The organism is Chitinophaga sp. H8 (assembly GCF_040567655.1).
Classification (GTDB): domain Bacteria; phylum Bacteroidota; class Bacteroidia; order Chitinophagales; family Chitinophagaceae; genus Chitinophaga; species Chitinophaga defluvii.
The window spans coordinates 2,332,613-2,356,869 of the sequence record NZ_JBEXAC010000002.1 but is presented as its reverse complement, the minus strand read 5'-3'; the positions used below and the strand labels follow the sequence as shown (position 1 = coordinate 2,356,869).

15 protein-coding genes and 1 pseudogene are annotated in these 24,257 nt (G+C 44.1%); 6 read left to right on the top strand and 10 right to left on the bottom strand.

Annotated features, from left to right (window positions below; all coding sequences use genetic code 11):
* Positions 1 to 10: 10 nt before the first annotated feature.
* Positions 11 to 1,309, top strand: a complete 1,299-nt coding sequence (locus ABR189_RS23375) for a redoxin domain-containing protein (protein WP_354662912.1) — start codon at positions 11 to 13, stop codon at positions 1,307 to 1,309.
* Positions 1,309 to 1,767, top strand: coding sequence for a protein-disulfide reductase DsbD domain-containing protein (locus tag ABR189_RS23370; protein ID WP_354662911.1), 459 nt, complete (start codon positions 1,309 to 1,311; stop codon positions 1,765 to 1,767). Before ABR189_RS23375 ends, ABR189_RS23370 begins: the two co-directional genes overlap by 1 nt.
* Positions 1,768 to 1,972: 205 nt before the next feature.
* Here the strand turns inward: ABR189_RS23370 and ABR189_RS23365 are convergent, their stop codons facing one another.
* From ABR189_RS23365 to ABR189_RS23320, 10 genes are all read right to left on the bottom strand, one after another.
* Entirely contained in the window at positions 1,973 to 3,325 is a 1,353-nt protein-coding gene (locus tag ABR189_RS23365) for a MutS-related protein (protein ID WP_354662910.1), read from the bottom strand.
* Positions 3,325 to 4,668, bottom strand: a complete 1,344-nt coding sequence (locus tag ABR189_RS23360) for a MutS-related protein (RefSeq protein ID WP_354662909.1) — start codon at positions 4,666 to 4,668, stop codon at positions 3,325 to 3,327. Before ABR189_RS23360 ends, ABR189_RS23365 begins: the two co-directional genes overlap by 1 nt.
* Positions 4,669 to 4,677: 9 nt before the next feature.
* A complete protein-coding gene (locus tag ABR189_RS23355; RefSeq protein WP_354662908.1) occupies positions 4,678 to 7,086 on the bottom strand; it encodes a Gldg family protein in 2,409 nt (802 codons plus the stop codon).
* 65 nt (positions 7,087 to 7,151) lie between these two features.
* Positions 7,152 to 8,081 (bottom strand): ABC transporter ATP-binding protein, encoded by a 930-nt coding sequence (locus tag ABR189_RS23350; RefSeq protein ID WP_354662907.1) that lies wholly within the window; start codon positions 8,079 to 8,081, stop codon positions 7,152 to 7,154.
* A gap of 84 nt (positions 8,082 to 8,165) precedes the next feature.
* Positions 8,166 to 9,584, bottom strand: a complete 1,419-nt coding sequence (locus tag ABR189_RS23345) for a RagB/SusD family nutrient uptake outer membrane protein (RefSeq protein WP_354662906.1) — start codon at positions 9,582 to 9,584, stop codon at positions 8,166 to 8,168.
* A gap of 12 nt (positions 9,585 to 9,596) precedes the next feature.
* Positions 9,597 to 12,968, bottom strand: coding sequence for a SusC/RagA family TonB-linked outer membrane protein (locus tag ABR189_RS23340; protein WP_354662905.1), 3,372 nt, complete (start codon positions 12,966 to 12,968; stop codon positions 9,597 to 9,599).
* 194 nt (positions 12,969 to 13,162) lie between these two features.
* Complete coding sequence (locus ABR189_RS23335) at positions 13,163 to 14,353, bottom strand: FecR family protein (protein ID WP_354662904.1); 1,191 nt, start codon at positions 14,351 to 14,353, stop codon at positions 13,163 to 13,165.
* A 57-nt stretch (positions 14,354 to 14,410) separates the two neighbouring features.
* Positions 14,411 to 15,001, bottom strand: a complete 591-nt coding sequence (locus ABR189_RS23330) for an RNA polymerase sigma factor (protein ID WP_354662903.1) — start codon at positions 14,999 to 15,001, stop codon at positions 14,411 to 14,413.
* A gap of 95 nt (positions 15,002 to 15,096) precedes the next feature.
* The gene (locus tag ABR189_RS23325) at positions 15,097 to 17,091 is read right to left on the bottom strand and encodes a glycoside hydrolase family 97 protein (protein ID WP_354662902.1); all 1,995 of its coding nucleotides are present in this window, start codon (positions 17,089 to 17,091) and stop codon (positions 15,097 to 15,099) included.
* A gap of 182 nt (positions 17,092 to 17,273) precedes the next feature.
* Entirely contained in the window at positions 17,274 to 18,215 is a 942-nt protein-coding gene (locus ABR189_RS23320; RefSeq protein WP_354662901.1) for an alpha/beta fold hydrolase, read from the bottom strand.
* 183 nt (positions 18,216 to 18,398) lie between these two features.
* Here ABR189_RS23320 and ABR189_RS23315 point away from each other — a divergent pair.
* The 4 genes and pseudogenes from ABR189_RS23315 to ABR189_RS23300 all read left to right on the top strand — a co-directional run.
* Positions 18,399 to 18,542: pseudogene (locus tag ABR189_RS23315) on the top strand (succinyl-CoA--3-ketoacid-CoA transferase); the annotation flags it as partial.
* A 62-nt stretch (positions 18,543 to 18,604) separates the two neighbouring features.
* The gene (locus tag ABR189_RS23310) at positions 18,605 to 19,219 is read left to right on the top strand and encodes an RNA polymerase sigma factor (protein WP_354662900.1); all 615 of its coding nucleotides are present in this window, start codon (positions 18,605 to 18,607) and stop codon (positions 19,217 to 19,219) included.
* Positions 19,220 to 19,351: 132 nt separating this feature from the next.
* Positions 19,352 to 20,497 (top strand): FecR family protein, encoded by a 1,146-nt coding sequence (locus ABR189_RS23305; protein ID WP_354662899.1) that lies wholly within the window; start codon positions 19,352 to 19,354, stop codon positions 20,495 to 20,497.
* 178 nt (positions 20,498 to 20,675) lie between these two features.
* Positions 20,676 to 24,257, top strand: a complete 3,582-nt coding sequence (locus tag ABR189_RS23300; RefSeq protein ID WP_354662898.1) for a SusC/RagA family TonB-linked outer membrane protein — start codon at positions 20,676 to 20,678, stop codon at positions 24,255 to 24,257.

The window sequence follows — 24,257 nt, the reverse complement described above, 5'->3', positions numbered from 1 at the left end:
CATGCGCTATATGAAGTATAAAATTATACTGTTTTTCTTCTGCTTACCCATGCTTGCAAGCAGCCAGCACCAAAAGCCGAAGAAAGGAGAGAAAGTACCGGATATTATTTTCGGTGAAACGTTCAACAACCCCAAGGCAACAACAAGGCTCTCAGACCTGCAGGGGAAACTGGTAATCCTTGATTTCTGGGGCTTTACATGTGCAAGTTGTTTGGAGGCGTTCCCTAAACTAGACAACCTTCAGAAAGAATTTGGAGAAAAAATAAAGATCGTAGCTGTAAGCAGGGAAAATAGTGAAAGCGTAGCAAAGTTCTTTAAAACACATGTAAAAGTGCATTTTCCCAACCTGCTGTTTATAACTGGAGATACAACGCTACGCAGTATGTTTTCCGGTATAAACGGCGGTTATGTATGGATAGACAGCAAGGGTACTTTTCTTTTTGAAGCCGATCCATATAACCTTACAGCAGAAAACATTCGGGCTATATTGGAGGATCGGCCCTCCTCCATCCAAGAGTCGGTACGCCGGGTGTCTATGAAAACTGCTTTCGATGAAAGGATCAGGGGACAGATTGCCTACTCCTCCATTATTACAAGACACAATCATAAAACAGGCGTTCGGCCTCCGGGTTCCGAGCCCGGTATGCAAACGTTAGCAGATTTGGGAAGCATACAATACCTCTATCAGCGCGCTTTTGAGCAAACAACAGGAAACGTAAGAGATTTTTTTGAACCGGGAAGAGTAATACTGGAAGTAAAGGATACATCTCATTATACCCCTCCCCCTGGCCTAAAAGGCCTTGCTCATATAGAGTGGACGGATCAGCATCTATACGGTTACCAGCTGGTTCTGCCGGAAGGCAGCAAACACGACCTTCATAAACTCATGCAACAAGACCTGGATAGGTTCTTTGGACTGAAGGGTAGTGTGGAAAAACGCTATGTAAGCAGCTATGTGTTAATAAGAAAAGGCAGGAAAGATATGCTGCAGACGAGGGGTGACACAGCAAAGGACAGTTTTATACCTACTTATATTAAGAGCAGCAAAATAGAACCTCTCAGAGTCCTCGTAAATCAGCCTTTCAGTGTATTGGCAGATAGACTCAAGACTCTCGTTATACTGGCTGCAAAGAAACCGCTGGTAAACAAAACTGGATATAAAGGTAATATAGACATCACCATGACGGGTGAAGAAGTGGACAGTGAGAATATTCAGCTACTTAAAAAAGCATTGAACCGCTATGGACTCGATCTGGTAGAAAAAAAGGTGAAGATGGACGTATTGGTAATCAAAGAAAAAACAGAATAATGATAACAAAATCATTTCGGGTAACGTTCCTGGCTATAGGCATAGCGGGGAGCGCCTTTGCCCAGATAGAGAATCCGGTTAAATGGCATTTCAGCGCACAAAAAAAAGGAGCGCGTGTATACGAACTAAATTTCACTCCAGAAGTCAGCCAGCAATGGCATATTTACAGCCAAAGCAGCGCGCCTGATGGTCCAAGCCCTACTACGATCCGACTCGATAGTAATCCGCTGGTGCTGGCAGATAGCAGTGTTTCAGAACATGGGACGGTTGTTAGTAAGTATGAAGACCTACTGGGGCTTACTGTAAAATATTTTAAGGGGCCGGTTAACTTTGTGCAGACAGTACGTGTAAAAGCAAAAGCAAAAACAAAAGTCACCGGTACGGTGGAGTATATGGCCTGCAAAGAGGAACAATGTCTTCCACCTCAAAAGATTAACTTTAGTATTATGCTGGAGTAAATTGATCTTTGTTCTTTATTACCACCAATGAAGGATATCGGAGCCATCCGAATCAATTTTGAGGCTCAAAAAAAGGCCCTCTCCCCTACGAGAGGGCCTTTCCAGGTGCCCCACATTAGAATGGCTGGCATAGGGATGTCTGGAACAATTTTACGCGGGAAGCATGAAGTAGCTTCCAGCTATCGTGTCTCTTCTAAATCCCGCTTCACACTTTGTCAGGAAATGCAGTGGCGGCAGATCGTATGATGTCGATAATCCCCTCGTTTTCTATAATCTTCATTCCGTGCCGGTCCGCACTGATCCCCTTGGTTAGCTGATAGGTGTATCTGGGTACATTCCCTTCCATAATTGTTGGCATAAATAAAAATTGAATATCATCCGTATCCTCCTGCAGGGCAGCGCCTACTTCAACAATATGGGTCGATACAAGAAAGAAGCAATTCCTGAATGTAGCAAAGGCCTTCGTAACACTCAAAGTAGCATCATAAGCATCTTTCACATTAGTGCCCTTGAAAAGTTCATCGAAAATGATCACCAGATCTTTTGACTTCGCTACCGCTTCTGCTACTTTTTTCACCCTGAGCACTTCCGCATAAAAGTGACTATAGCCCATCTGCAGATTATCCGGTACATTGATGGAAGAAAACAATCCATCTTTTACAGAAAAGGTCATTTCACTCGCGGCTACCGGAAAACCGATATGAGCCATGTAAACGGCAATTCCGAATGATTTCATGATAGTGGACTTACCCGCCATATTAGCCCCTGTAAGAAAAATCAGGTTGCTTTGAGCCGACAACTCAAGGGTGTTTCCAACCGCTTTCTTTATACCCGGGTGCCGCAGATCACTTGCGCGAAAAACATGCTTTCCCTTTTCCAATGCAGTAGCATAAGAAAATCCCCGGTCTTTCGCGATATTACTAACAGTTATAATTACATCCAACTGGTACATCATCGTCAGCAATTGCTTCATTTCCGTATAAAGAACAGCGCGGAACAGGTAATCAAATTTTGCGAGGAGGGAAACGGAATTGATCCGCTCCGCTTTTTCCTTCCATACAACTGCTATTCTTTTATCATCCAGTATACGTTTCAGCTCATTTATTGAAGCGGAAAATGGGTGATCACCAGCATGTTCATCAATCTTATTAACGAAGGTCCGCATCAACTTCAACACGGCTATTGTGGTCTGCACCCCGGAGACTAAGGCAACAAATGATTTATCGCCAACGAATGCTCCGGTTAACTTCTTTCCAACAATGGCCAGCAGCGTTGCGGGCAATCTTTTTTGGTGACCCGCCCCCAGATAATCTTCCATGGCATCCGCCTGTTCCCTTGAAAAAGGAAAAACCAGGGATAATTGCTGAAAGTAGCGAAAAGTATTGCTACGGTCATTCATTTCCTGCTCGTTCGTTAAAACGTTCCGGAACATTTCTTCGAGCAATCTTTCGCCACCGTTTGTTTTTACCTGATTGAACAGCGTAAACACAGCATCAGACCTGTATCTATTCAGAATACCGAGGTCATCCAACGTTTGCTTGTCTGCAATAAAACTCATTATCCTGGTATTTGTGTTTTCGGTTTTTGCAAGAGCTCCAGAATGCCTTCGTTGTGGATGATAACCATACCATGCCTGTCGGCAGTGATTCCATTCTCCAGCCGGTAAGTGTATACAGGAGTATTACCATTCATCTTTGTCGGCAGGTACTGAAAGCTGATAGCAGGATTCTTTTCTCTCAACACTGCTCCTGCTTCGATAATATGTGTGGAAATGATAAACTTGCTCCGGTGATTCAACGCAAAAGCATTCACAATTTCGATAGTGGCTTCATAAGCATCTTTCACATTGGTCCCCCTGAACAATTCATCAAACATTACAAACAGCTTTTTCTGCGACTGTAGTTCTTTAGCTACTTTTTTTACTCTTAACACTTCAGCATAGAAGTGACTGGCGCCCATCCCAAGATTATCCGGCAGGTTGATAGCAGTAAAAATGCCGTCCAGTACAGAAAGCTCCATATGTTTTGCAGGAACGGGAAATCCCATTTGTGCCAGGAAAACCGCAATACCCACCGATTTCATGAAAGTGGATTTCCCGGCCATATTGGCGCCTGTGAGAAACACCATATTCTTTTCACGAATCATTTGAAAATTATTGGAAACAGCATTTGCCACCAATGGATGAAAGAGCCCCTGTATCACTAATACATTTTCCGTGACAGGCTTTACAGCAGGAAAACAGTAATTGAGCGCTACTGCCACCTGCGCAACGGAGATATAAACATCCAGCTGATAGCAGCATTGCAACAGCTGTCTCCATTTATCCGGATATCGAAACCTGAACTGCTCATCCAATGCCGCGGTTGTTTCATAACTTAACTTTTGCTCTATCCCAACCTGTAACGCCGATTGAATAGCAGGTTCTGCTAACAGGTCTTCGATATACTTTTGGTCCCCGCTATAAGCGGTGTCGTTACCGGTATTCAGGGAACGGATAAACAACTGCAGCAAATGCGCTATTTCAATAAGCGATAGCACACCTTTCTGTATTCCTTTGAACTTGGTATCTGCCGTTATAAGTGAAGCCAGTTTTTTGGCAGACGACTGATCTTCCGGCGTCAGTTTTGTTCGTTCATCAGTTTCAGCAAGGTATTGTTCCGATGCATCAAAGAGTGCAGCGGGAAAAGGGAAGGACATTTTCTTTGTGCCAAAAAACCGGAACAGGTTGCTTCTTTTTTCAATGGCTTCCTGGTTTGATAACGGATACGTAAACATTTCCTCCAGTACGGCGGCTCCTTTGCTCGTTTGGGTGCGATTGAATAACGCGTATACTGACGGCGACCCTGGTTTGCCAAAAATCCCCAGATCAGTAAGGGTTTGCTTATCTGTTGTAAAGGCCATAACAGTTACTTAATTATTCCTGCGTTTTAAAAGCAAGATGGTGGCAAATATCAGGAGCGCTCCTGGCAGTATCCAGATCCATAACAGTTTCAGCACAGAAAGGCTCCTATCGGTGAGACGCACTTTCGTATCCTTGTTAGGAGGTCTTAAAGTCTCTACCGGGTAGCGGTCATTACTCAGCCATCCGAATACCTGTGTACCAAAAGCAAAATTGTCAATCCTGGTGTCTTTCATGTTGCGGAAAAGTAGCACTTCAACATTGGAGAGAAAGTCAACATCTCCAGTTACAACAATCCGTTGCTCTTTACCGTTCACCTTACGGGTTAAAGCAGCAGCGGTAGTGAAGGTGCCTTTTTCATCTCCTTCGGATGCGGAGAATACAGGGTTGTTAGTATTCTCTGACTGCTTTGCTTCCGTAATCTGGCTCGTCTGAAAAGTTTTTACTTCCACTGTTTTTCCAGTATCAGAACTGGCGGCATCAAGATTCATCAAAGGATTTCTTTTTAGCCAGGTAGTGCTGCTGTTTGTCTCCAACAATGGTTTGATATCAAATGCTCCCTGCTGATATTTCAATCCGGCTGCTTTATTCATGGCTACTTTCGCTCCGCTTTGCTGCATAGCAAACATCTCTCTCGATAATCCCGCTGTTGTTTTGGTCACATCTGTCAATACCAGGTCAGGTGCAAAATCATCTGTTGGCTGTACCAATGTTCCATCCATCAATTGTATACCCAATGGCGCCAGTACCGGGTTCAGCAGCTGTTGTTTGCCAGGTTCGCCCCCAATGAGTAAGTTACCGCCACGGTCAATATACTGGCGAATATTTGTCATTGCTTCCGGAGAAAATGCTTTAAGCGGATCTGCAATCACCAGAATGGAAATATTAGCGGGCACCTGATTGGCGGAAGATACCGTCTCTACATCAAAGCCCTGATTGATCAGTGCATTTCTGAAACCTTTTTCATTGGCAAGTAATCCCATATCTCTGTCGCCCAATTTCTTTGAACTACGTTCCATTTCTCCTTCTAAGAAGCCAACCACGGGAAATTGATCATCCGTCAGGCGTTTGAATGCTGCCATCGTTTCCTGTTCATTGGGAAATATCATCTGATCTCTGAATAACCTCAGATAAGTACTTCTGCCATTATAGGAAACTCGCATTACATATCGCTTTCCTTCGGGCTCTAGGTCAATTATTTTTTCCATTTCCGCCGGCGTCTTAAATCTGCTCATGCCAACCTTATAGATCTTGGCCCGCTGTTCAGCAATCTGCTGCAATGATTTCCCTTTATTTTCCTTGTATATCAGCGGATCATAAGCAGTGCTATCATAATAGTATACATAGTTCAACCTGATATCGGATTTGAATCTGACATAACGCGCCCAACGCCCTTCCACATCATTCATTCTGGCCTTAGGTAATCCGCTTCCGAAGTTCTCTCCCAGCAGGTTAATGTAAGCCGTTATTTCTACAGGGCCTTTATTCATGCCTGCCAGGATCTTTTGGCCATTGGAAGAAATTGTATGGGCCTTGTTGGCAGATACATCGAGGTAAGCAATAAACCCGGGACGGGACGAAAAATAAATCACCATTGAAACACCCCCAAAAACGGCCAGGTATCTTCCGATTCTCACAAAAGCAGGTTTTGATTCTCTCGATGCTCTTAGCTTAAAATAACTGAAGGTCAGGAACATAAAAATAATTGACAGGAAATAAAGCACATCTTTGCTGCTGATCAATCCGCCAATCATTTTGCTTACGCGACCTGCAATAGAGAGATAGTAGGTGAACTCACGAACCGTATCATTATCCTGCCAAAGCTCGCCGATGTAGGCAAACAATGCAAAGGCTACAAATGTGCTCAGCGCCGCCACCACCTGGTGGCTGGTAAGGCAGGACATAAAAAGCCCGATAGCAGCATAAGTGCATAACAACAGGAACAGTCCAAAGAGACCAGACAAGATCTGTCCATAATCTACCGATTCAACAGTAAGTATAGCCGTTATACCAAAAATGGACAGAATAGCTATCAGCAAAAGGCTGAAAAATATCATGGCAGCAAATTTGCCTAAAACGATGTCCCGTACTTTTAATGGAGAAGAATACAACAGCTTGATTGTTCCGCTGCTGGTTTCGCGGCTGATCAGCCCCATTGTTATCAGGGGCAGATACAGGTAAAGCTTACTGGTAATAGTGGTAAACAGACCGCGATACCGGTCTTCAAACAAATCAGCCGTAACAAAAGAGTTATACCAAAAACGTTTACTATACAATTCCTGATTCTGAATCACTCTTGCCATTCCATCAGAGAACTGTATGCCGCACTGCACCAGAAATATAATCAACAGAAACCATGCTATTGGTGAATAGAACAATGTATTCAGTTCCATCTTAGCAACTCTGATTATCTTTTTCATCCGTAAATTGTTTTTTTTGGTAGGATGGAACTTCGTTTCACCCTACTACTTTTATTATAAAGTGGTTAGTTTTTACGATGGTTGGATAGGTGGGCAAATATTTCTGTAAGTGAGCTTTTTTCTAAGTTTATTTCCCGTAGCTCCCAACCTTGCTGTACGCTGAGCTCGACAATCCGTTTGGTGATTTCAGCATCACCATTGAACCACAGCCTGATTTGCCGCTCTGTCAGAAATTCCACCGCAGTGATATCGGGTATATTCTTCAATTCATCCTCGGTAGGCGGGTTATCCATTTGAAGCAGTATGCTATGCGGTGCAATATGATTATTGAATGCATCCATGGAGTCGGCAAATACAATCCTCCCGCCATCGATCATCCTGATATCCTGGCAAATCATCTGCACTTCAGATAAAATATGGGAGGAGAAAACAACTGCCCTTTCGGTAGCTACTTCTTTTATCAACCCTCTTAATTCTATGATCTGATTGGGATCGAGCCCATTGGTAGGTTCGTCCAGCACCACCAGTTTAGGCTTGTGTATGATTGCCTGCGCGATGCCTACCCGTTGGCGATAGCCACCAGACAGGTTCCGCAAGATTCTTTTACTGAAATGACCAATACTGCAACGTTCTTTCGCTTCATGAATGGCTTGCCTGATCTGGTGTTTTGGCACTGAGCGCAGGTGTGCACAATGGTTCAGGTATTCATCCACCGTCATATCCATATAGAGCGGTGGTGTCTGTGGCATAAATCCGATCTGCATTTTTGCTTGTTCCGGATTTTTCCGCATGTCGATACCATCTATATACACATTACCTGCTGTTTGATTAAGCACACCACAGAGAATATTCATGGTGGTGGATTTACCAGCTCCATTGGAACCTAAAAGCCCAACAATCCCCCTATAACCAATTTCAAGATTGATATCTTTCACAGCCCACGAATCGGTGTATTTGTGTGATAACCCTTCTATTTTCACCAATGTATCATTCATATGCATTTTTTTAGGAAATAAGTGTTGCATAGCGGTAGCTGCCTACCACTACACCCTATTGGAATATCAAAAGGAGCAATGCGCTTATTCTGTATATCCGGGATTTTGTTCAAGGAAGGTGTTCAGCCTTCTTTCGCCAAGGGGAATCGGATATAGCGCATCGGTAGATTGCCATTCCGGTTTTATCGCACCAATCACCTCATTGACAGTGCCGTTACGTTTCAGATCAAACCAGCGGTTGCTCCATTCGCAAAACAGTTCCGTTCTTCGTTCTTTCATAATGGCATTCAGAAAAGCTGGTTGCGTTGCAGGTGTAATTTCGTCCAGTCCGGAACGTACGCGTACCTCCGTGAGGTATGGCTGGGCTTCTCCCAGTTTCCCCTGCCGCGCCAGTGCTTCTGCCAGTATCAGGTATTGTTCTCCTAACCTGAATACCATATAATCTTCCCTTGGTGTGGCGGCAGCAGTGTTATTTTTATATTTGAAGGGATAGTAGAAATCGGTTAGTACCCCGTCTATATCCATGGTACTGACTGCTGTCCATTTTGTTTTACGCTGATCTTTTGATTCAAAAGCATCTAATAAATGTGTTGACAGATAATATTTAGGAATCATGAAAGGGAACATTGGAATCACGTCATTAGCTTCCACCGTCTGATATAGCTGGCTTTTGATAGTAGACAACTGCCAGATAGCCTCCTTGCTTCCAGCTACAAAAACATTGTTAAGATCTGTTTCAAGATTATATATTCCTGCACCGAGCACTTCTTTCGCCATCGTTTCGGCGCCACTCCAGTTTTGCTGATACAAATAAACTTTTGCCAGTAAAGCGGTAGCAGTATGCAGGTTGGGCCTTTCCCTGCCGGTGGTAGGGTAAGCAGGCTGCAACAGTTGTCGTGCCTCGGTAAGGTCAGCAACAATTTGTTGATACACTTCATTTACAGGGGTCCTTGGGATAGTTGCATTCACCCTGAAATCCGTACCCTTTATCAATGGTACTGGCCCAAACACATTTATCAGGTTAAAATAATAGAACGCACGCACCACTTTTAATTCTCCGATAAACTGCTGCTTATTCTTTTCACTAATGCCTGTACTATTATTGATCCCTTCTATACAGGCATTGACCACATACAGATTTGTATAGGCAGAACTCCAAACGCTGGCAACAGCATTATTATCAGAGCGCAAGGTATTATTGGCAAAATCCACAAAAGTATTGTCGGCGGAACTGGTCAGCAGCTCATCCGACAGCAGCCCTGTCTGCATGGTCATTACTCCGTTGAAGATCGCTCCCTGAGAGAGTTCATAATAACCAAAATTCAGGTAAACACCTTCAATGGCTAATACAGCTCCGGCACTATCTTTAAAAACGTCTTTGGGTGTTAACCTGTCTACCGGATTTGGTATTTCGATGAGTTTTTTACAGGCAGCACTTCCCATACACAGCAGCAAAACTGCCAGCAGCGTTTTTATATTATTGAAAGAAAAAATCTTTTTCATGTTATCTCCGGTTTAGAAAGTAAAAGATAGACCTGCAGCAATAGTACGTTGGGGGGGAATGCCATACAGCACACCAGGCATTTCAGGGTCCCCCACTTTGTATCCGGTGATGGTTAACAGATTTTGTGCATTGACAAATACACGACAATCGGTAATGCTGACTTTCTTCATCCATTTTTCCTGCATCGTATATGCCAGGGATACGTTCTTCAACCTGATATAAGAGGCATCTCCGTAAGCACCGGTCGAATTCACAAAATTGGCCTGCCCGGTTGCTGCAGCCGTACCAGCTTTAGTAGTGAGCTTTTGAACATCCGTTTCATCTCCGGACTTTTGCCAGCGATGCAGCGCTTCTACCGGAAGATTCATATAATAAGGATTTCCTAAATTGCTGATATTGTAAATACTATAGAGATAATTACGGTCTGTTTGTTTGGCAAACTGTAAATGGCATGTAAGCTCGAATCCTTTGTAGTTAAAGGTATTGGTAAGACCTCCGGTAAATTTCGGTTGAAGGTCAACGTAAGCCGACCTGTCATTGAGGCTGTTACTACCTGGTCCTGTTGGAGCATAAGTAGGTGTTTTCCCATCTGCCTTATAAAACTCAAACAATCCGGTTTCCTCATTCACCCCTTTGTAGTTGAATAAAAGCAGCGTGCTGGTAGATTTTCCAATGAGATAACTCGTCTTATAGGATGAATAGGAAAGATCTTTGTAAGCTACCAGCGTATTTCTGTTGAAAGACACATTGAAGTTTGTTCTCCAGGTAAATGGCTTGTTCTTTATATTCTCAGAAGAGATCAAAAATTCCCATCCCTTGTTTTCAACCACTGCGTCCTGATTTTGTATAACCGAAGTAAAACCGGTTTGAGTAGCCAACGGCGTTTGTGTCAACTGATTGCTGGTGCGTCCCCGATACCAGGTAGTATTAACGTTCAGACGTCCATCAAAAAAGCCAATATCCAGGGAGGCATTCCACGACTTTTTCACCCCCCAGCTATATTGCGGGTTAAAGAGATTTTGGGGCAGGTAAGGTATCATTCCTTTAATAGGTGTAAATTCAGACAGTGCCCAATAGTCTTGAAAACCATAAGGAGGAATATTATCGGACCCAACCGTTCCATAGTTAGCAGATAACTTTCCGAAGCTGACAAATGGTACCTTTTTTCTGAAGAAATTTTCTTCAGAAAAGATCCACCCCATCCCAGCTGACCCAAAATTCCCGAACTGTCTGCCCGGACCAAAATTGCTCGAGCCATCTCTTCTGCCGGTCAGATTCAGGATGTATTTGTCGTCGTGCACATAATTGACCCTGCCAAATACGGCCACGTATTTATACAATTCATTTACAGTTTGGATCCTGAGTGTTGCTGCACCGGCCGGTGTTCCTAAAAATGCGTCATTAGAATAATTACTGGCGTTCAGATTATCATTATCGGTAGCTTCCCTCCGGTAAGTTCCTCCTGCCAGCAGGCTCAGTCTGCCGTTTCCGATGGTTCTGTCATAGTTGATCTGTGGTTCTATGTTGATAGCCTGAAGTTTGTTCTTGCTAAAATCTGCACTGGATGGTCTGTTGGTCGCTGGATTGAGTGTACTGCGCGGATAACCGCCATACTGATCTGCCAGGAAAAAACTGTAGCCGGTATTTACACTCACGCGCAGGCCATGCATTATCTGGTAGGCAAGCTGCATATTGCTGTTAATACTGAGGTTTTTCGTAAAAAAGGGTTGTTGCAGAAAAGCGTTCATCTGGAGGTTGCCAAAGTCCAGGCCTTTGTAATTCCATACCAGACTACCATCAGGATTGACCATTTCCGGCAGATTGGGTGGCAAAGTAAGTGCCTTGCCTAAATTAGGTGAACTGGCAGTATTGTTTTTGCTATAGGAGAAGTCCGTTCCAAAATCAATGGATAATTTACTGCTGGCTGGTGCGTGCCGAAATCCTGTATGAAGCGTAAGCCTTTCATCTTTAAAATCACCGGGGAAGTTATAGGTTTCCCGTGCATAGCCTGTAGAAACGATGAAGGTAGTGGAACCGGTACCGCCACTCAGACTTGCATTAACGGTAGTATTGTTGGCTGTCCCTCCATAATATTTATCTGCGAAATTGGTATACTTCGTTGGGTCGAAAATTAACTGGTCAGGGTAATTACGGATATTGGCTGCAGTAACTGGCAAACTGGTAATACCATCATTGACCATCGCTTCTTTCCTTAACATCATATATTGATCAGTATTGAGCATCTTTACAACCCGGGTAGCTTTTGTGGGAGCGGTATAGACATTCAGATTCAATTTGGTTTTTCCAGCCTTTCCCTTTTTGGTGGTGATCAGCATTACACCATTCAAACCTTTCGATCCATAGATAGAGGTGGCATCTGCATCTTTCAGAAAACTGATACTTTCTATATCTGCCGGATTCAGGTTGTCCAAAGGACTCATTCCGGTAGTACCCGGACGTGAGGACAGGATGGTTCCTCCAAAACCGCTGAGTGCATAGAGATTCTTATTCTGCGCTGCGAGCGGCACCCCATCAACAATGATCAATGGCTGGTCTGCATTTGTTACACCGTTGATGCCGGCGTTGATGCTGTTTTGCCCTCTTACCTGAATAGTTGTTCTTGAACCCGGAGCGCCACTGGTAGTATTGACCACCACACCCGGCACCTGTCCTTGTAAGGCTTGCAATACGTTCATTACAGGTTGCCGTTCGAGCACCTCACTCTTTATAGTGGCCACACTGCCTGTTTGAAATCGCTTGCTTGCTTTTCCATATGCGATCACCTGTATCTCATCTACTGCTTTAGTAGACGTGGCCAGTACTACAAAAATTTCCGGATTCTCCTGCTCTACATTGATTTTTTTGAATTGCCTTTCATAACCCACGTAAGAAATAGAAAGTATCTGTGATCCTTCTGCAACTCCTGTTAAGCGGAATCCTCCCTGTGCATTGGTAGCAGTACCCAGCTTTAATGTTTTGATTTCAACAGACGCGCCCTCCAGTGGTCGTCCTGATGAGTCCATCACTTTTCCGGTGAGGACAATATCAGTCTCTTTTTTTTCTGTCGCGGATAGCATATCAGATGTATGATTGGCGGCTACGGCAATCGCGATATTCTTGTCGGTGATCCGGTAGGTGAGCGGCTGGTTCCTGAATACTTTATCCAGGAAGGACACCAACGGCTCGTCCTGGGCGGTAACCGTTACTGGTTTGGCTTTAGACAACACAGGGTCGCTATAAATACATACATAACCTGTCTGCTTTTTCACCTCAGAGAAAATTGTTGTCAGCGGTACATTTCTTCCTGAAAAAGTAATTTTCTGCGCAGTTACGGCAGCAACATTTAGTAAAAACGTGACGAGCAAAATTGCAGTCAATTTCATAAGCATTAAAGTTTTGGCACTGCGGCTCCTATGCCCATAGGCTTGCCTGCCGCATCTAGCAGTTTTTTGCATAGCTTTACGCTGTTGGTTGATAAGTTTTTGATCTGTGAGAGACCTGTTATCGTTTAATTCCCGTCATTCACCTGAGATGTTCATTACATCCTTTGGCTTTTTTAATAAAAGAAGCAGTTCAATTATGTTGTTCCATGAATGGTCAATACCCTTCCATTTAATTGGTATTTGATGCCCATGCCTTGTAAAATATCGAGTGCTTTTACTAAAGATAAATTCCTGTATAATTCTCCCCTGAACACCAGATTCGCAGCCTTTTCATCATACTTCACCTCAATATCGTACCAGCGTTCGAATTGCTTCATCACTACCGACAACGGCATACCGTCAAAATTGAACAGTCCATTTCTCCATGCTACTACCTTTTCAATATCTATTTCATTGACCACGGTGAGTTGCCCAACAGCATCCATGTTGATTTTCTGTCTGGCCTGTTGGCGCGGTTTAAGCACCTTGGTTTGGCCAGCACCTGCAGCAGACACCCTCACACTCCCTTCAAGCAGGGTGGCTTCAATAAATCCGGCATCACCATATGCATTTATATTAAACGTTGTGCCTAATACTTCTACCATCGTTTTCCCCTGAACGTCAACCACAAATGGTTTTTGGCTATTCCTGACAACTTCAAAATATACTTCTCCGTCAATCTTTACACGGCGTTGCGCACCCTTAAATGCGGTTGGGTAAGTAATAGCGGAAGCTGCATTAAGCCAAACCTTGGTTCCATCGGGTAGTACCAACCTATACTCACCTCCATTGGGTGTATGCATAGTATTCATTCCAACTGTCCCATCACCCTCCTTTCCCACAGGCCGGTATTCAATCTGGCCGTCAGTTGCCTTTACTACATCCATATTGCCCTGCTGCGCCAGAGAGCCGTTTACCGCACTATCCAACATAATCGTACTACCATCCGCCAATGTCAACATGGCCTTTTCGGAGCCTGCCGGGATATCTGTATTCGACACTATCGGCTGAGAGGTAGACTTATTGGATGGCAATTGGTGCCATAAAAATGTGCCAGCACCTATGATAAGCAATACAGCAGCAGCCCATCCCCATTTTCTAAGGAAATGAATCTTACGTACCGGACGGGAGGTCTTATCAATAGACAACACGGAAGTAAGTACCGGCTCCCACACCGTTTCGTCATAAGGTGCCTCCCGCTTATCTAATGAAAGCATCTCCAGAATGGCTTCAGCCATCGCAGGCTTATCTTTTTCCAACGCCGCAAACAAAGCCGCTTCCTCTTCCGTGAAAACTTCATTGTTTGCATGCTTTTGTAAAAGCGATATAATCTTGGATTTTTCCATACTCCTAATACTTAATCAATCGAACCGGTGTTTAGGACTATAAGAGAAGAAAAAAAATTAAATAAATATCCAGCAGAAGAAAAGGGTAATGGGATAACCCGCCTTTTTAGCGTATTCACGAATGGATTTCAGACTGGTTACCAATGTATTTTTAACGGTATTCGGAGATATCCCCAGGCGTTCTGCTATCTCGGGTATGGTTAATCCTTCTTCTCTGCTGAGCCGATATATGTTTCTTTGAGAATTTGTCAGTTGCGAAATACCATCTCTGATGATCCGTTCAAGGTCCTTTAAGGCGATGCTATCTTCGGTTGGATTGGTCTCCTCAGAAGTCCTCCGTTCCATTTCGTGCATAATGCGTACACCAATTGCTGATCGCCGGATATAATTTACGCATACATACGAGGCCACTCTTAATATATAAGTATGTGGATATTCTACTTCCGCCAACCGCTCCCTTTGCAACCAAAGGCGGGTGAAGGTATCCTGGATGACTTCCTTTACCAGTCCTTCATCCTTCGTCATGCTCTTTACCAGAGGGATCAAACGTGGTACATACGCACGGTATAGCGATGAAAATGCATGCTCATCTCCATCAGCAATCTTCTTTAAGAGTTCCTTATCTCCGTATAATAGGTTAGATTTCAATTACTTAAGTTACAAATCGGTGCTGCAAACTACAAAAAAAAGGGCAATAAAGGCAACTAAATCCATGGGGCCCGGGGCGCCCTCCTTCCCCAACATCACTGTTTTTTCTCCAGTTTAATTAAAAAGCCACCACCGGGAGCCATGTGAATTTTCATTGTTGCGTGTTGTTGTACCTCCATGTGTTCTATCACATAATCCGATGCATACTTATCTGCGTTGATCCCATCACGGCAAATGGTTGCCTTGTACCCGACATTGTCCAGGAAATCCAGTTGAAGGTTGATATCCCTGGCCGTCCAGTCTGTCATACCGCCAATGTACCAGTTATCCCCATTTCTTCGGCTGGTAACGATCCATTCTCCCACCTTTGCATCCAATACATGCGTTTCATCCCATACTGTCGGAATACTGCCTGTTAATTCCATATAGGCAGGCTCTAAATAACCCTGGGAAGGGTTTCCTGAAAAAAATTGCATTGGATTGTCATAGACAACCAGCATAGACAACTGGTGCGCTCTTGTACCGGGGCTCATTACATGGCCTTCAACAGGGCGGAAACTTTTTTTGGTACCGTTACTCAGCAATCCCGGTTCATAATCAAAAGGACCTGCCAGCATTCTTGTAAAGGCCAGCAACACGTCATGACCCGGTGATACATCCGTACCCCAGATATTATATTCTGATCCCAGCACCCCTTCTCTGGTGATGGCGTGCGGATAGGTGCGGTTAAATCCTTTAGGAGGAAATGTTCCATGAAACATCAGCATGATGCGGGAATCTGCACATGCTTTTGCAATACGATGATGCAGCTCTACCGCCAGCTGATCATCCCTTTCAATAAAATCAGTCATGATAAAATCTACATCCCATTTTTTAAACTGGGCCAAAGCACTATCCAGCTGACGTTCCAGCGTAAGGGCAAGCGTCCACATCGCGATCTTAACACCTTTTTCCCGGGCATATGCCACGAGCGTATCCATATTAATATTGGGATTGACTTTAAAAAGATCATTATTATCACTCCATCCTGCATCCATCATAATACGGTCAAAACCAAAGCGGCTGGCAAAATCGATGTAATATTTGTAAGAGGCCGTATTTACACCTGCCTTAAAAGGAACATTAAAAAGATTAACATCAATGATCCATTCATCTGTAATATTACCCGGTTTGATCCAGGAAACATCCTGCACGCGGGATGGAGCACCCAACCTGTAAACGATATCATTAACAGGCAGGTCTTTATCTTCAGCAGCTATCATCATTACCCGCCATGGAAAAGTTCTGCTTCCCGCTGTATGGGCAATGTAATCAGCCCCTTTACTGACCCGGTTGGCAGAATACAGTCCCTCCTGTACTTTTAACGCCAAGGGATATGGTGGAAAAACCGCTTTCAGCGATGCGCCACCATTAGACTTCAAAAACAACCCCGGATAAGCCTCCAGATCAGATTCCGTAATAGCGATCTTTGGATTGGATGCAGGAGCGATAAGCAATGGTGTGTAAGTCATATTTTGTGCCGGGTAATCCGCAATTTTCCGGTGCACGTACAGATCTTCGAAACTGGTTGAAAAGGAGTTATGCGCTCTGCCGGGAGTTTCCGGAAAGTAAGCAGTGGGATTACCAGGAAAGTTAAATTCCGCTACTTCGTTTTTTACAATGATATTTCCCTTAAAAGCAGTACCAATACGATATGCCACACCATCATCGTACACCCTGAATTCTACCGTATAAGGCTGCCGGAAACGCAGGGAAAGGTGGTTGTACACGTCTGGTATCAATCTGCGCTTTTCCGGCACAGGAGATGTGATCTGCTCATTCACTTTTACAACCGAAGCAGAACGGATACCCCTATCTGCCGACAGTGTCCCCTTACCGGCTATTTCCATATCAATAAAAGAAGGCGCTATAATCGTGCGGCCTTCGTAAGTAACCTCGTAGGCAAGTTTTTCGGCCATCCATACTTTTACACCGACCTTTCCTGAAGGCGACTGTACACGGAGCGTATCCTTGCCCATCGCTGTGCCGGCGATCAATATGCTACACACTAACAAGCTTACTTGTATATAAACCAGTTTAATTTTCATCATAGGGGGATTGATGGATTGTCTATATAGGTATATTAACATTAAAAACTATCATAAACATAATAGATTATTCGTTCTGAATTACTACCTCCTCCCCGTATTCATAGCAATATCTTGTTTGTATAAATATGTTCTTTCCATCAACTTTATACAAATCCTTTGATTTGTTGGAAATATCCAGGAAATTAATTCTCCAGTATTTCATTTATCACGATTTTCTGGACTTGAGGGGCCTCTGAAATCAAGATGTCATGACTGGCACTTTCAAACCAATACATATTTTTCTTCGGGGCAGAAAGTTGCTTATAGTACATTTTGGCAAGCTCACAATTAGTTTGATAATCTTTCCCACCCAGGAAAAAATAGGTTGGACATTTCACAGCTGGTAGTTCGGTGAAAAGGTTGCGTTTCATCGCCTGCTGCCAGGTGGGAAGCCAGGTATTTGACCAGGATTTAAGATAATCCCTGACAAAGGACGAGTCTTTGTCGGCGATGGGATGGCCGTCATAACTGAACCACCACATTCGCAGGTAATACAACTGCTCATAATTTTCAAATGGTATTTTAACCACCGATAGTTGGTTTTTAGCGGTTGTGTTATCCTTCTTTTTGGCATCTTCCATCAATCTGGATAACAGCATTTTTTCACTTTTCACCTGGTCGGTTACCGGACTAAAAGCCAGGTAGGCATGTAGCAGTTCCGGGTATTTTTCAGCTATTTCAAACCCCAGAACAGTTCCCCAGGACTCACCGGCCAGATACAACTTCTTCTTATGAAACCTGTTTAGTAAGGTATCTATCAATTCACGGGTATCCGCAACCATGAGTTCAAGAGAGATAGGGTGGTCTGTTTTGTTCAGCTGCAATGTTCTGCCGGATTCCCGCTGGTCCCATTGCACTACCAGGAACTTAGCCTGGAGCTGATTGCTGAATATATCTGCCTGTTTCATCCTGGAGCTACCCGGACCACCATGCAGAAATAAAATGATAGGGCCGGCATCAGCCCCCTTAGTTGCAATTACTTGCTGGATGCCACCAATTGTTATCGTGTCACAAACCCATGTATCCTGTGAATAGCCACTGTTTGAAAGCAGCATGGCTGCAAAACAAAAAATAAAAAACTTCATTACTATGTTCTTGTGAATAAAACTAATCCATACCTCTCCCAACAAATATAGCAGATTTATCAAGATTCTTCGGGATACTCGCGGCGATGACAGGCACTTTGTGTTGCGCTATCCATACAGGATGGTTGCAGGGAGCTTAGATATAGCACTATTAAAAAATAGACTGCTCAATCTACACCCGCAGGCTTAGGTACCGAAGTGACGGACGGTAAAGAAATCAGGAATTTTTCGGGAAAGGATTACCCCAGGGAATATGCCTTCGATGCAGATTTTACAATCGTAAAAGCATGGAAAGATGAAACTACCAGCAACCTTAATTTGTTCTAAAGTTGTGTTTGTGTTATAATTTGGTACTGGTACTACCTTACTATACTTTTTTGTCATAGTTTGTGAAGGATAATATTAAACTTATTAATTCATTGTCGGCCAGGCATACTTACGAGGAAAAAGAGCTGCTGCAGCGGGTATCAGAAGGTGGTGAATCTGCCTTCACAACCCTCTTTGGCCAATATTCAACATCCCTGGGTGCATTAGCCTATAAAGTACTCCAGGATGAAGCTGCAAAACAGGATGTATTACAAGAAGTATTTATAAAGTTATGGTTGCACCGGGATCAGCTACCAGAAGTCCATTTCTTAGCAGCATGGTTAAAAAAGATAACGCTCAACGAAGCGCTGATATACCTCCGGAAAAATGCGGCTTATGACAAACGGCTGTCAGCCTTAAAAATCCCTGAATATATAGAAAATGGCGCCCTGCAATCCCTGGAGGTCAAAGAATTGCAGCAACGGGTGGGTGAGTTTATTAAACGCATGCCTGAACAACGGAGAACTATTTTTGAACTGAACCGGCTGGAAGGTCTTTCCGCCATGGAGATTGCAGCAAAAATGAATTTGTCTTACGGGCATGTCAGAAATTCATTGAGCATCGCCGTTAAAAGCATCCGGCAGCACCTGGAATTGGTTGTTCATTTGACCGTTTTATTCCTGGCTTCGCAGTTTTAAGCCGGTTTTCCACTTTTTTTAAAAAAATATGGCTACCAGGCATGACAATGCTGCTATCAGGTGCATCCTTATAAGAGGAACATGGATCAACAAAAAACATATCACTTAGTCTCGAAATTTATAGCAGGCCAGTTGAGCCCTCAAGAGCAACAGGAATTTTATGCGTTGTTGCAGGATGAGGAGCACTCTGCCGAGATGATAGCCGCATTGGAAACCCTGACAGAAGATCTATACAGGGCGGATGTCAGGGACGAAACCCTGCTGCCCTTATTGCAACGGGCTACCCAAACAGACAAGCCGCTTCCGTTGCAGGCAACATCACCTGCCCCCACACACCGTTTGCATTTTCTGCGTAGATGGGGCTGGGCGGCTGCATCCATTATGGTATTATTTTCAGCCGGCATTTATTTCTGGTGGCAACATAACAGGGAGCATACACCTATAAAAGACGCCGGTTACCTGGCTACAGATATTCCCCCCGGTACCAACAAAGCCATTCTTAACCTGGCCGACGGTTCTTCTATTACACTGGATAGTGCAGGTAACCAGACGATCAGACAGGGTGCCACCACCATCAAGCAATCGGGCGGCCAGTTGGTATATGATGCACAGGATGGTAACACAGCCGTTAGTTATAATAATCTGGTTACACCACGTGGCGGTAATTTCAAGTTGCAGTTGCCAGATGGCTCCATGGTATGGCTTAATGCAGCGTCCTCTTTACGGTATCCTACTGCTTTTAAAGGAAAAGAACGCAGGGTGGAGCTTACAGGCGAAGCCTACTTTGAAGTGGCGAAGAATGCGGAAATGCCTTTCCGGGTAAGTGTGAAGGACCGGGTAGAAATTGAAGTGCTGGGAACCAGCTTTAACATAAATGCCTATACAGAAGAAAATAAACTGAGTACAACACTGCTGGAAGGTGGTGTGCGGGTGCTTCCGCTGAATACAAACGAAAAGGCGGTAACCCTCAACCCAGGCCAGCAAGCACAGATCAGGCCATCCGAAAAAACAAAAGTGGTCAGCGATGTTGACGTTGAAAAGATCATGGCCTGGAAAAATGGACTGTTCAATTTTGAAAATGCCAGCCTGCAGGAAGTGATGCACCAGGTGGCAAGGTGGTACAACATTGAGGTGGTATATGAAAAAGGTATTCCGGAGATGAATTTTGGTGGAGAGGTCAGCAAAAATGTAAGTCTGGCCAGACTGCTTGACGGATTAAAAAAAGCAGGCGTCCATTTCCGTATAGAAGAGGGCCGGCGGTTGGTCGTAATGCCCTGACCGGCTAAGTATACTTGTTTATCATTAAAAATCCTTAACCATGTGAATGAAGAAACTGTAATTTTTTACTGATCAACTGAAAAAAAAGCCGGAAATGGTGAAGCACTTCCGGCAAGACATTCGGTTGAAAGAATCCCGTCTTTCACAACATTCGTCATCAACCAAACTAGTGCAATTTATGCAAAAAACTGTTCATGAGCACCAGGCTACCTGGTGGAGATCCCGGTATCTTACCAAAACACTGTTAGTGATGAAGCTAGCTTTTATTTTACTATTCGCTGCGCTACTGAATGCACACGCTAGTGCCGTTTCTCAAAACATCACCTTTTCCGGTAAAAATGTGGCACTTAAAAAGATTTTCTCTGTTATAAAAAAGCAAACCGGCCACGTTGTTTTTTATAATACTTCAGACCTGAAAGGTACGGTTCCTGTATCGGTCTCCGCACATGATATGCCGTTGGATGATTTCCTGGAAATCATTCTCAAAAACCAGTCTTTAAGCTTCACCAACGAAGACAAGACTATAATGCTTTATCATAAAACCGATGGCCAGTCTGCGTTAAAGAGCATTATTCCGGACCAGCATATTGCGGATACCTCTATTACTGGTAAAGTTTTTTCTGCCGATGGCTTGTCGCTCGGCAGAGCATCTGTGACAGTAAAGGGTGGAAACTCCAGAACGGTTACGGATGAGGCAGGGAATTTTAAAATAAGGGCCGCCATCGGCGAAACACTTGTTTTCACTTTTATTGGTTTCGAATCCAGAGAGGTTGTAATTAAAAATAACGACCCGCTTATTGTAGAGCTTAAGCCCCGGGATAAGGAACTGAGTGGAATTGTAGTGACTGCCCTCGGAATCGGAAGGCAGAAAAGATCGCTTGGATATGCGGTAGGTGAAGTAAAAAGCGATCAAATGGCTAAGGTGCCGCAGGAAAATGTCGTGAATGCACTCACCGGCAAAGTAGCCGGTCTTAAGATCAGCAATCCAAGTATGGATATCAACAGTGATCCTCAAGTCGTTATCCGTGGAATAAAATCGCTTTCAGGAAATGATGCGCCGCTTATTGTCGTAGATGGTTTGCCCACCGGCAACGATGCTGGGGTATTATCCAACCTCAGCGCCGATAACATTGAGAGCGTTACCGTTTTAAAAGGTCCCAGCGCAGCAGCACTCTATGGATCCCGTGCCGGAAGTGGCGTATTGCTGGTGACCACTAAAAATGGAGCGAGTATAAAAAAAGGAATAGGCGTTACTGTAAATTCTTCCTATGCTGCAAGCATCCCCTATCACTTCGTGAAGCAGCAGAATCAGTTCGCCAATGGTAGCAATGGCGCATTTGATGCCGCACAAACAGGATGGTGGGGCCCCGCCATGGGAACACCTGCCATCCAATGGAATTCCAATGGGCAGGCAGTTCCCTTAAAGGCTTATCCTGATAACGTAAAGAATTTTACACAAACGGGTAACAGCTTTATTAATGATGTGAGTGTTCGGGGGGCCAATGAAAAGGGTAATTTTAGTTTGTCTATGACCGATACCCGGGCAAATGGTACTTACCCTGGCGTGGAACTGAAAAAGGATGCCATCTCTTTTTCCGGATCGTACAACATCACCAAGAAAGTAAAAGTAAGCACTAATATTAATTACTTAATTTCAGGGTCAGACAACTTCAGGTCACAGAGCTGGGATAACTATCCGTTTGAAGATATTTATTTCATGCCTAATTATATTAACATTAACGATGTTAAGAATTATTGGAAAGTAGACGGCATACAACAAAATGTATGGGACGATCATTTCAATAACCCCTGGTTCACAGCTTATGTGAACGTAAATAAATTCGAGAAAATAAATCCTTACGGGAATATCAAATTTGACTGGACTATTACCCCGCAATTAAGCCTGATGGCACGCATAGGTACGTTTAGTCAAACCTACACCACACAATCCCAGCACGGCTGGTCAGAAGTACGAAACCGCCAGGGAAGTTATAATTATGCTTCCAGCAATAGCCAGGAAACAAATGCGGATTTTCTGCTGACTTATAAAAAAGGATTCGGTGATTTTTCCCTGAATCTATCCGGTGGCGGTAACTTAATGTATCAGCATGGCGCCAGTTCTTCCATAGGAGGCCAGAACCTGGTGTTGCCGGGATTATATACGTCGGGCAACGTAGACAAGGGTTTCTTAAATTTTGGCAATTCTTTCTATAAAAAAAGGATCAACAGCTTGTATGGCATGGCCTCACTGGATTATAAAAAAGTGGTTTACCTCGATCTGACCAGCAGAAATGACTGGTCCAGTACGCTGCCGGAAAATAACAGGTCCTATTTTTATCCATCAGCCTCGCTGAGCTTCATTATGTCTGATATACTTCAATTGCCTTCCTTTGTATCGTTGTTCAAGCTCCGTGGCGGTTGGGCGCAAGTGGGAAAGGATACCAATCCTTACCAACAATCTCAGACACTTGTCAAATCCACCTGGGGTACAACCACTATTTATTCCCTGCAAACAACGATGGCAAACAACAACTTAAAACCTGAAAGCATTGTCTCTTCCGAAGCCGGGGTTGACTTATCGCTGTTTAATAACCGGTTAGGGTTTAATATTACCTACTACAAGGTTGACGACAAAGACCAGATCATGAGTATAAGTACCCCTGCTACAACGGGGTACACTTTAGCAAGTGTCAATGCAGGTATCGTGAGCAATAGTGGCGTAGAGATCGTGCTTCATGGCGTGCCTGTGAAAACCAGCGCGCTTACCTGGGATGTTAATTTTGTTTACACCAGGGACCGCAGCAAGCTAAAGGCCCTTCCTGAAGGGATATCAGTATTTCAGTTCTGGGCCGCTCAGAATGCATACAACCAGACCAAGGTGGGTGATAATATAGGGGATGTTTGGGGAAATGATGTAGTTCGTGTTGCAGATGGACCTTACCAGGGTTGGCCATTACTGGATGGGAACGGATATGTTCAGCGCGAGCCCGTGCTGAAGAAAATAGGAAATGTCATCAATGATTTCACAGTAGGGTTTCAGACAAACGTTTCATATAAAAGGTTTACCGTTTCTGCCAGCTTCGACTGGAGACAAGGAGGTAATTATTATTCTGAAAGTATGCTGCGCATGACCAGGGATGGACGTCAGGAAAGCTGGTACAAAGGCGATGGTTCAAGCACATTTACCGGAATCCTCAGCAATAATTCTTTCAATGGCAACAAAGATCAGTTGGCCCAGGAAATTAAAAACAATCCGACAAGATATAATGGCGCCAATGGTCTTACGTGGGTAGGTGGAAGAACAGAGGCCCTGGGTGGATTCCCCCTGGCCAGTACAGGGCTTTCCAACGGTGCGTTTTTCCCAGGTGTCCGCTCCGATGGTAACGGCGGGTACATCGAGAATTTCGGTGGTGCAGGTACCAAATATTTTGCTGCCGATAATATAGCCGGCGGCTCCGGATATTGGGATCAGGGTGTCCAAACCTGGATGTACGATGCTTCTTTTTTAAAACTGAGAGAGCTGGCCGTTGCCTATAATTTTTCCCCTGCAATGGCAAACCATATAAAAGCACAGGCGTTATCGCTTTCCCTTTTCATGAGAAACCTGATCTTATGGACCAAAGCCAAAAATAATATTGACCCTGAGTCTGCCGGTTATTTCAAAACAGATCCGGGAGCTCCTTATGAACTGGGGTATGATCGCGCAAACATGGCGCCATGGACAGCGGTAATGGGTCTTAAACTAAATGTTCAATTCTAG

Bases quoted from the DNA above. Each gene is read 5' to 3' on its own strand.
- ABR189_RS23355 (WP_354662908.1), bottom strand. From the start codon at position 7,086: ATGAAAAAGATAATCAGAGTTGCTAAGATGGAACTGAATACATTGTTC.
- ABR189_RS23365 (WP_354662910.1), bottom strand. From the start codon at position 3,325: ATGAGTTTTATTGCAGACAAGCAAACGTTGGATGACCTCGGTATTCTG.
- ABR189_RS23375 (WP_354662912.1), top strand. From the start codon at position 11: ATGAAGTATAAAATTATACTGTTTTTCTTCTGCTTACCCATGCTTGCA.
- ABR189_RS23360 (WP_354662909.1), bottom strand. From the start codon at position 4,668: ATGGCCTTTACAACAGATAAGCAAACCCTTACTGATCTGGGGATTTTT.
- ABR189_RS23300 (WP_354662898.1), top strand. From the start codon at position 20,676: ATGCAAAAAACTGTTCATGAGCACCAGGCTACCTGGTGGAGATCCCGG.
- ABR189_RS23320 (WP_354662901.1), bottom strand. From the start codon at position 18,215: ATGAAGTTTTTTATTTTTTGTTTTGCAGCCATGCTGCTTTCAAACAGT.
- ABR189_RS23370 (WP_354662911.1), top strand. From the start codon at position 1,309: ATGATAACAAAATCATTTCGGGTAACGTTCCTGGCTATAGGCATAGCG.
- ABR189_RS23345 (WP_354662906.1), bottom strand. From the start codon at position 9,584: ATGAAAAAGATTTTTTCTTTCAATAATATAAAAACGCTGCTGGCAGTT.
- ABR189_RS23325 (WP_354662902.1), bottom strand. From the start codon at position 17,091: ATGATGAAAATTAAACTGGTTTATATACAAGTAAGCTTGTTAGTGTGT.
- ABR189_RS23335 (WP_354662904.1), bottom strand. From the start codon at position 14,353: ATGGAAAAATCCAAGATTATATCGCTTTTACAAAAGCATGCAAACAAT.
- ABR189_RS23350 (WP_354662907.1), bottom strand. From the start codon at position 8,081: ATGAATGATACATTGGTGAAAATAGAAGGGTTATCACACAAATACACC.
- ABR189_RS23340 (WP_354662905.1), bottom strand. From the start codon at position 12,968: ATGAAATTGACTGCAATTTTGCTCGTCACGTTTTTACTAAATGTTGCT.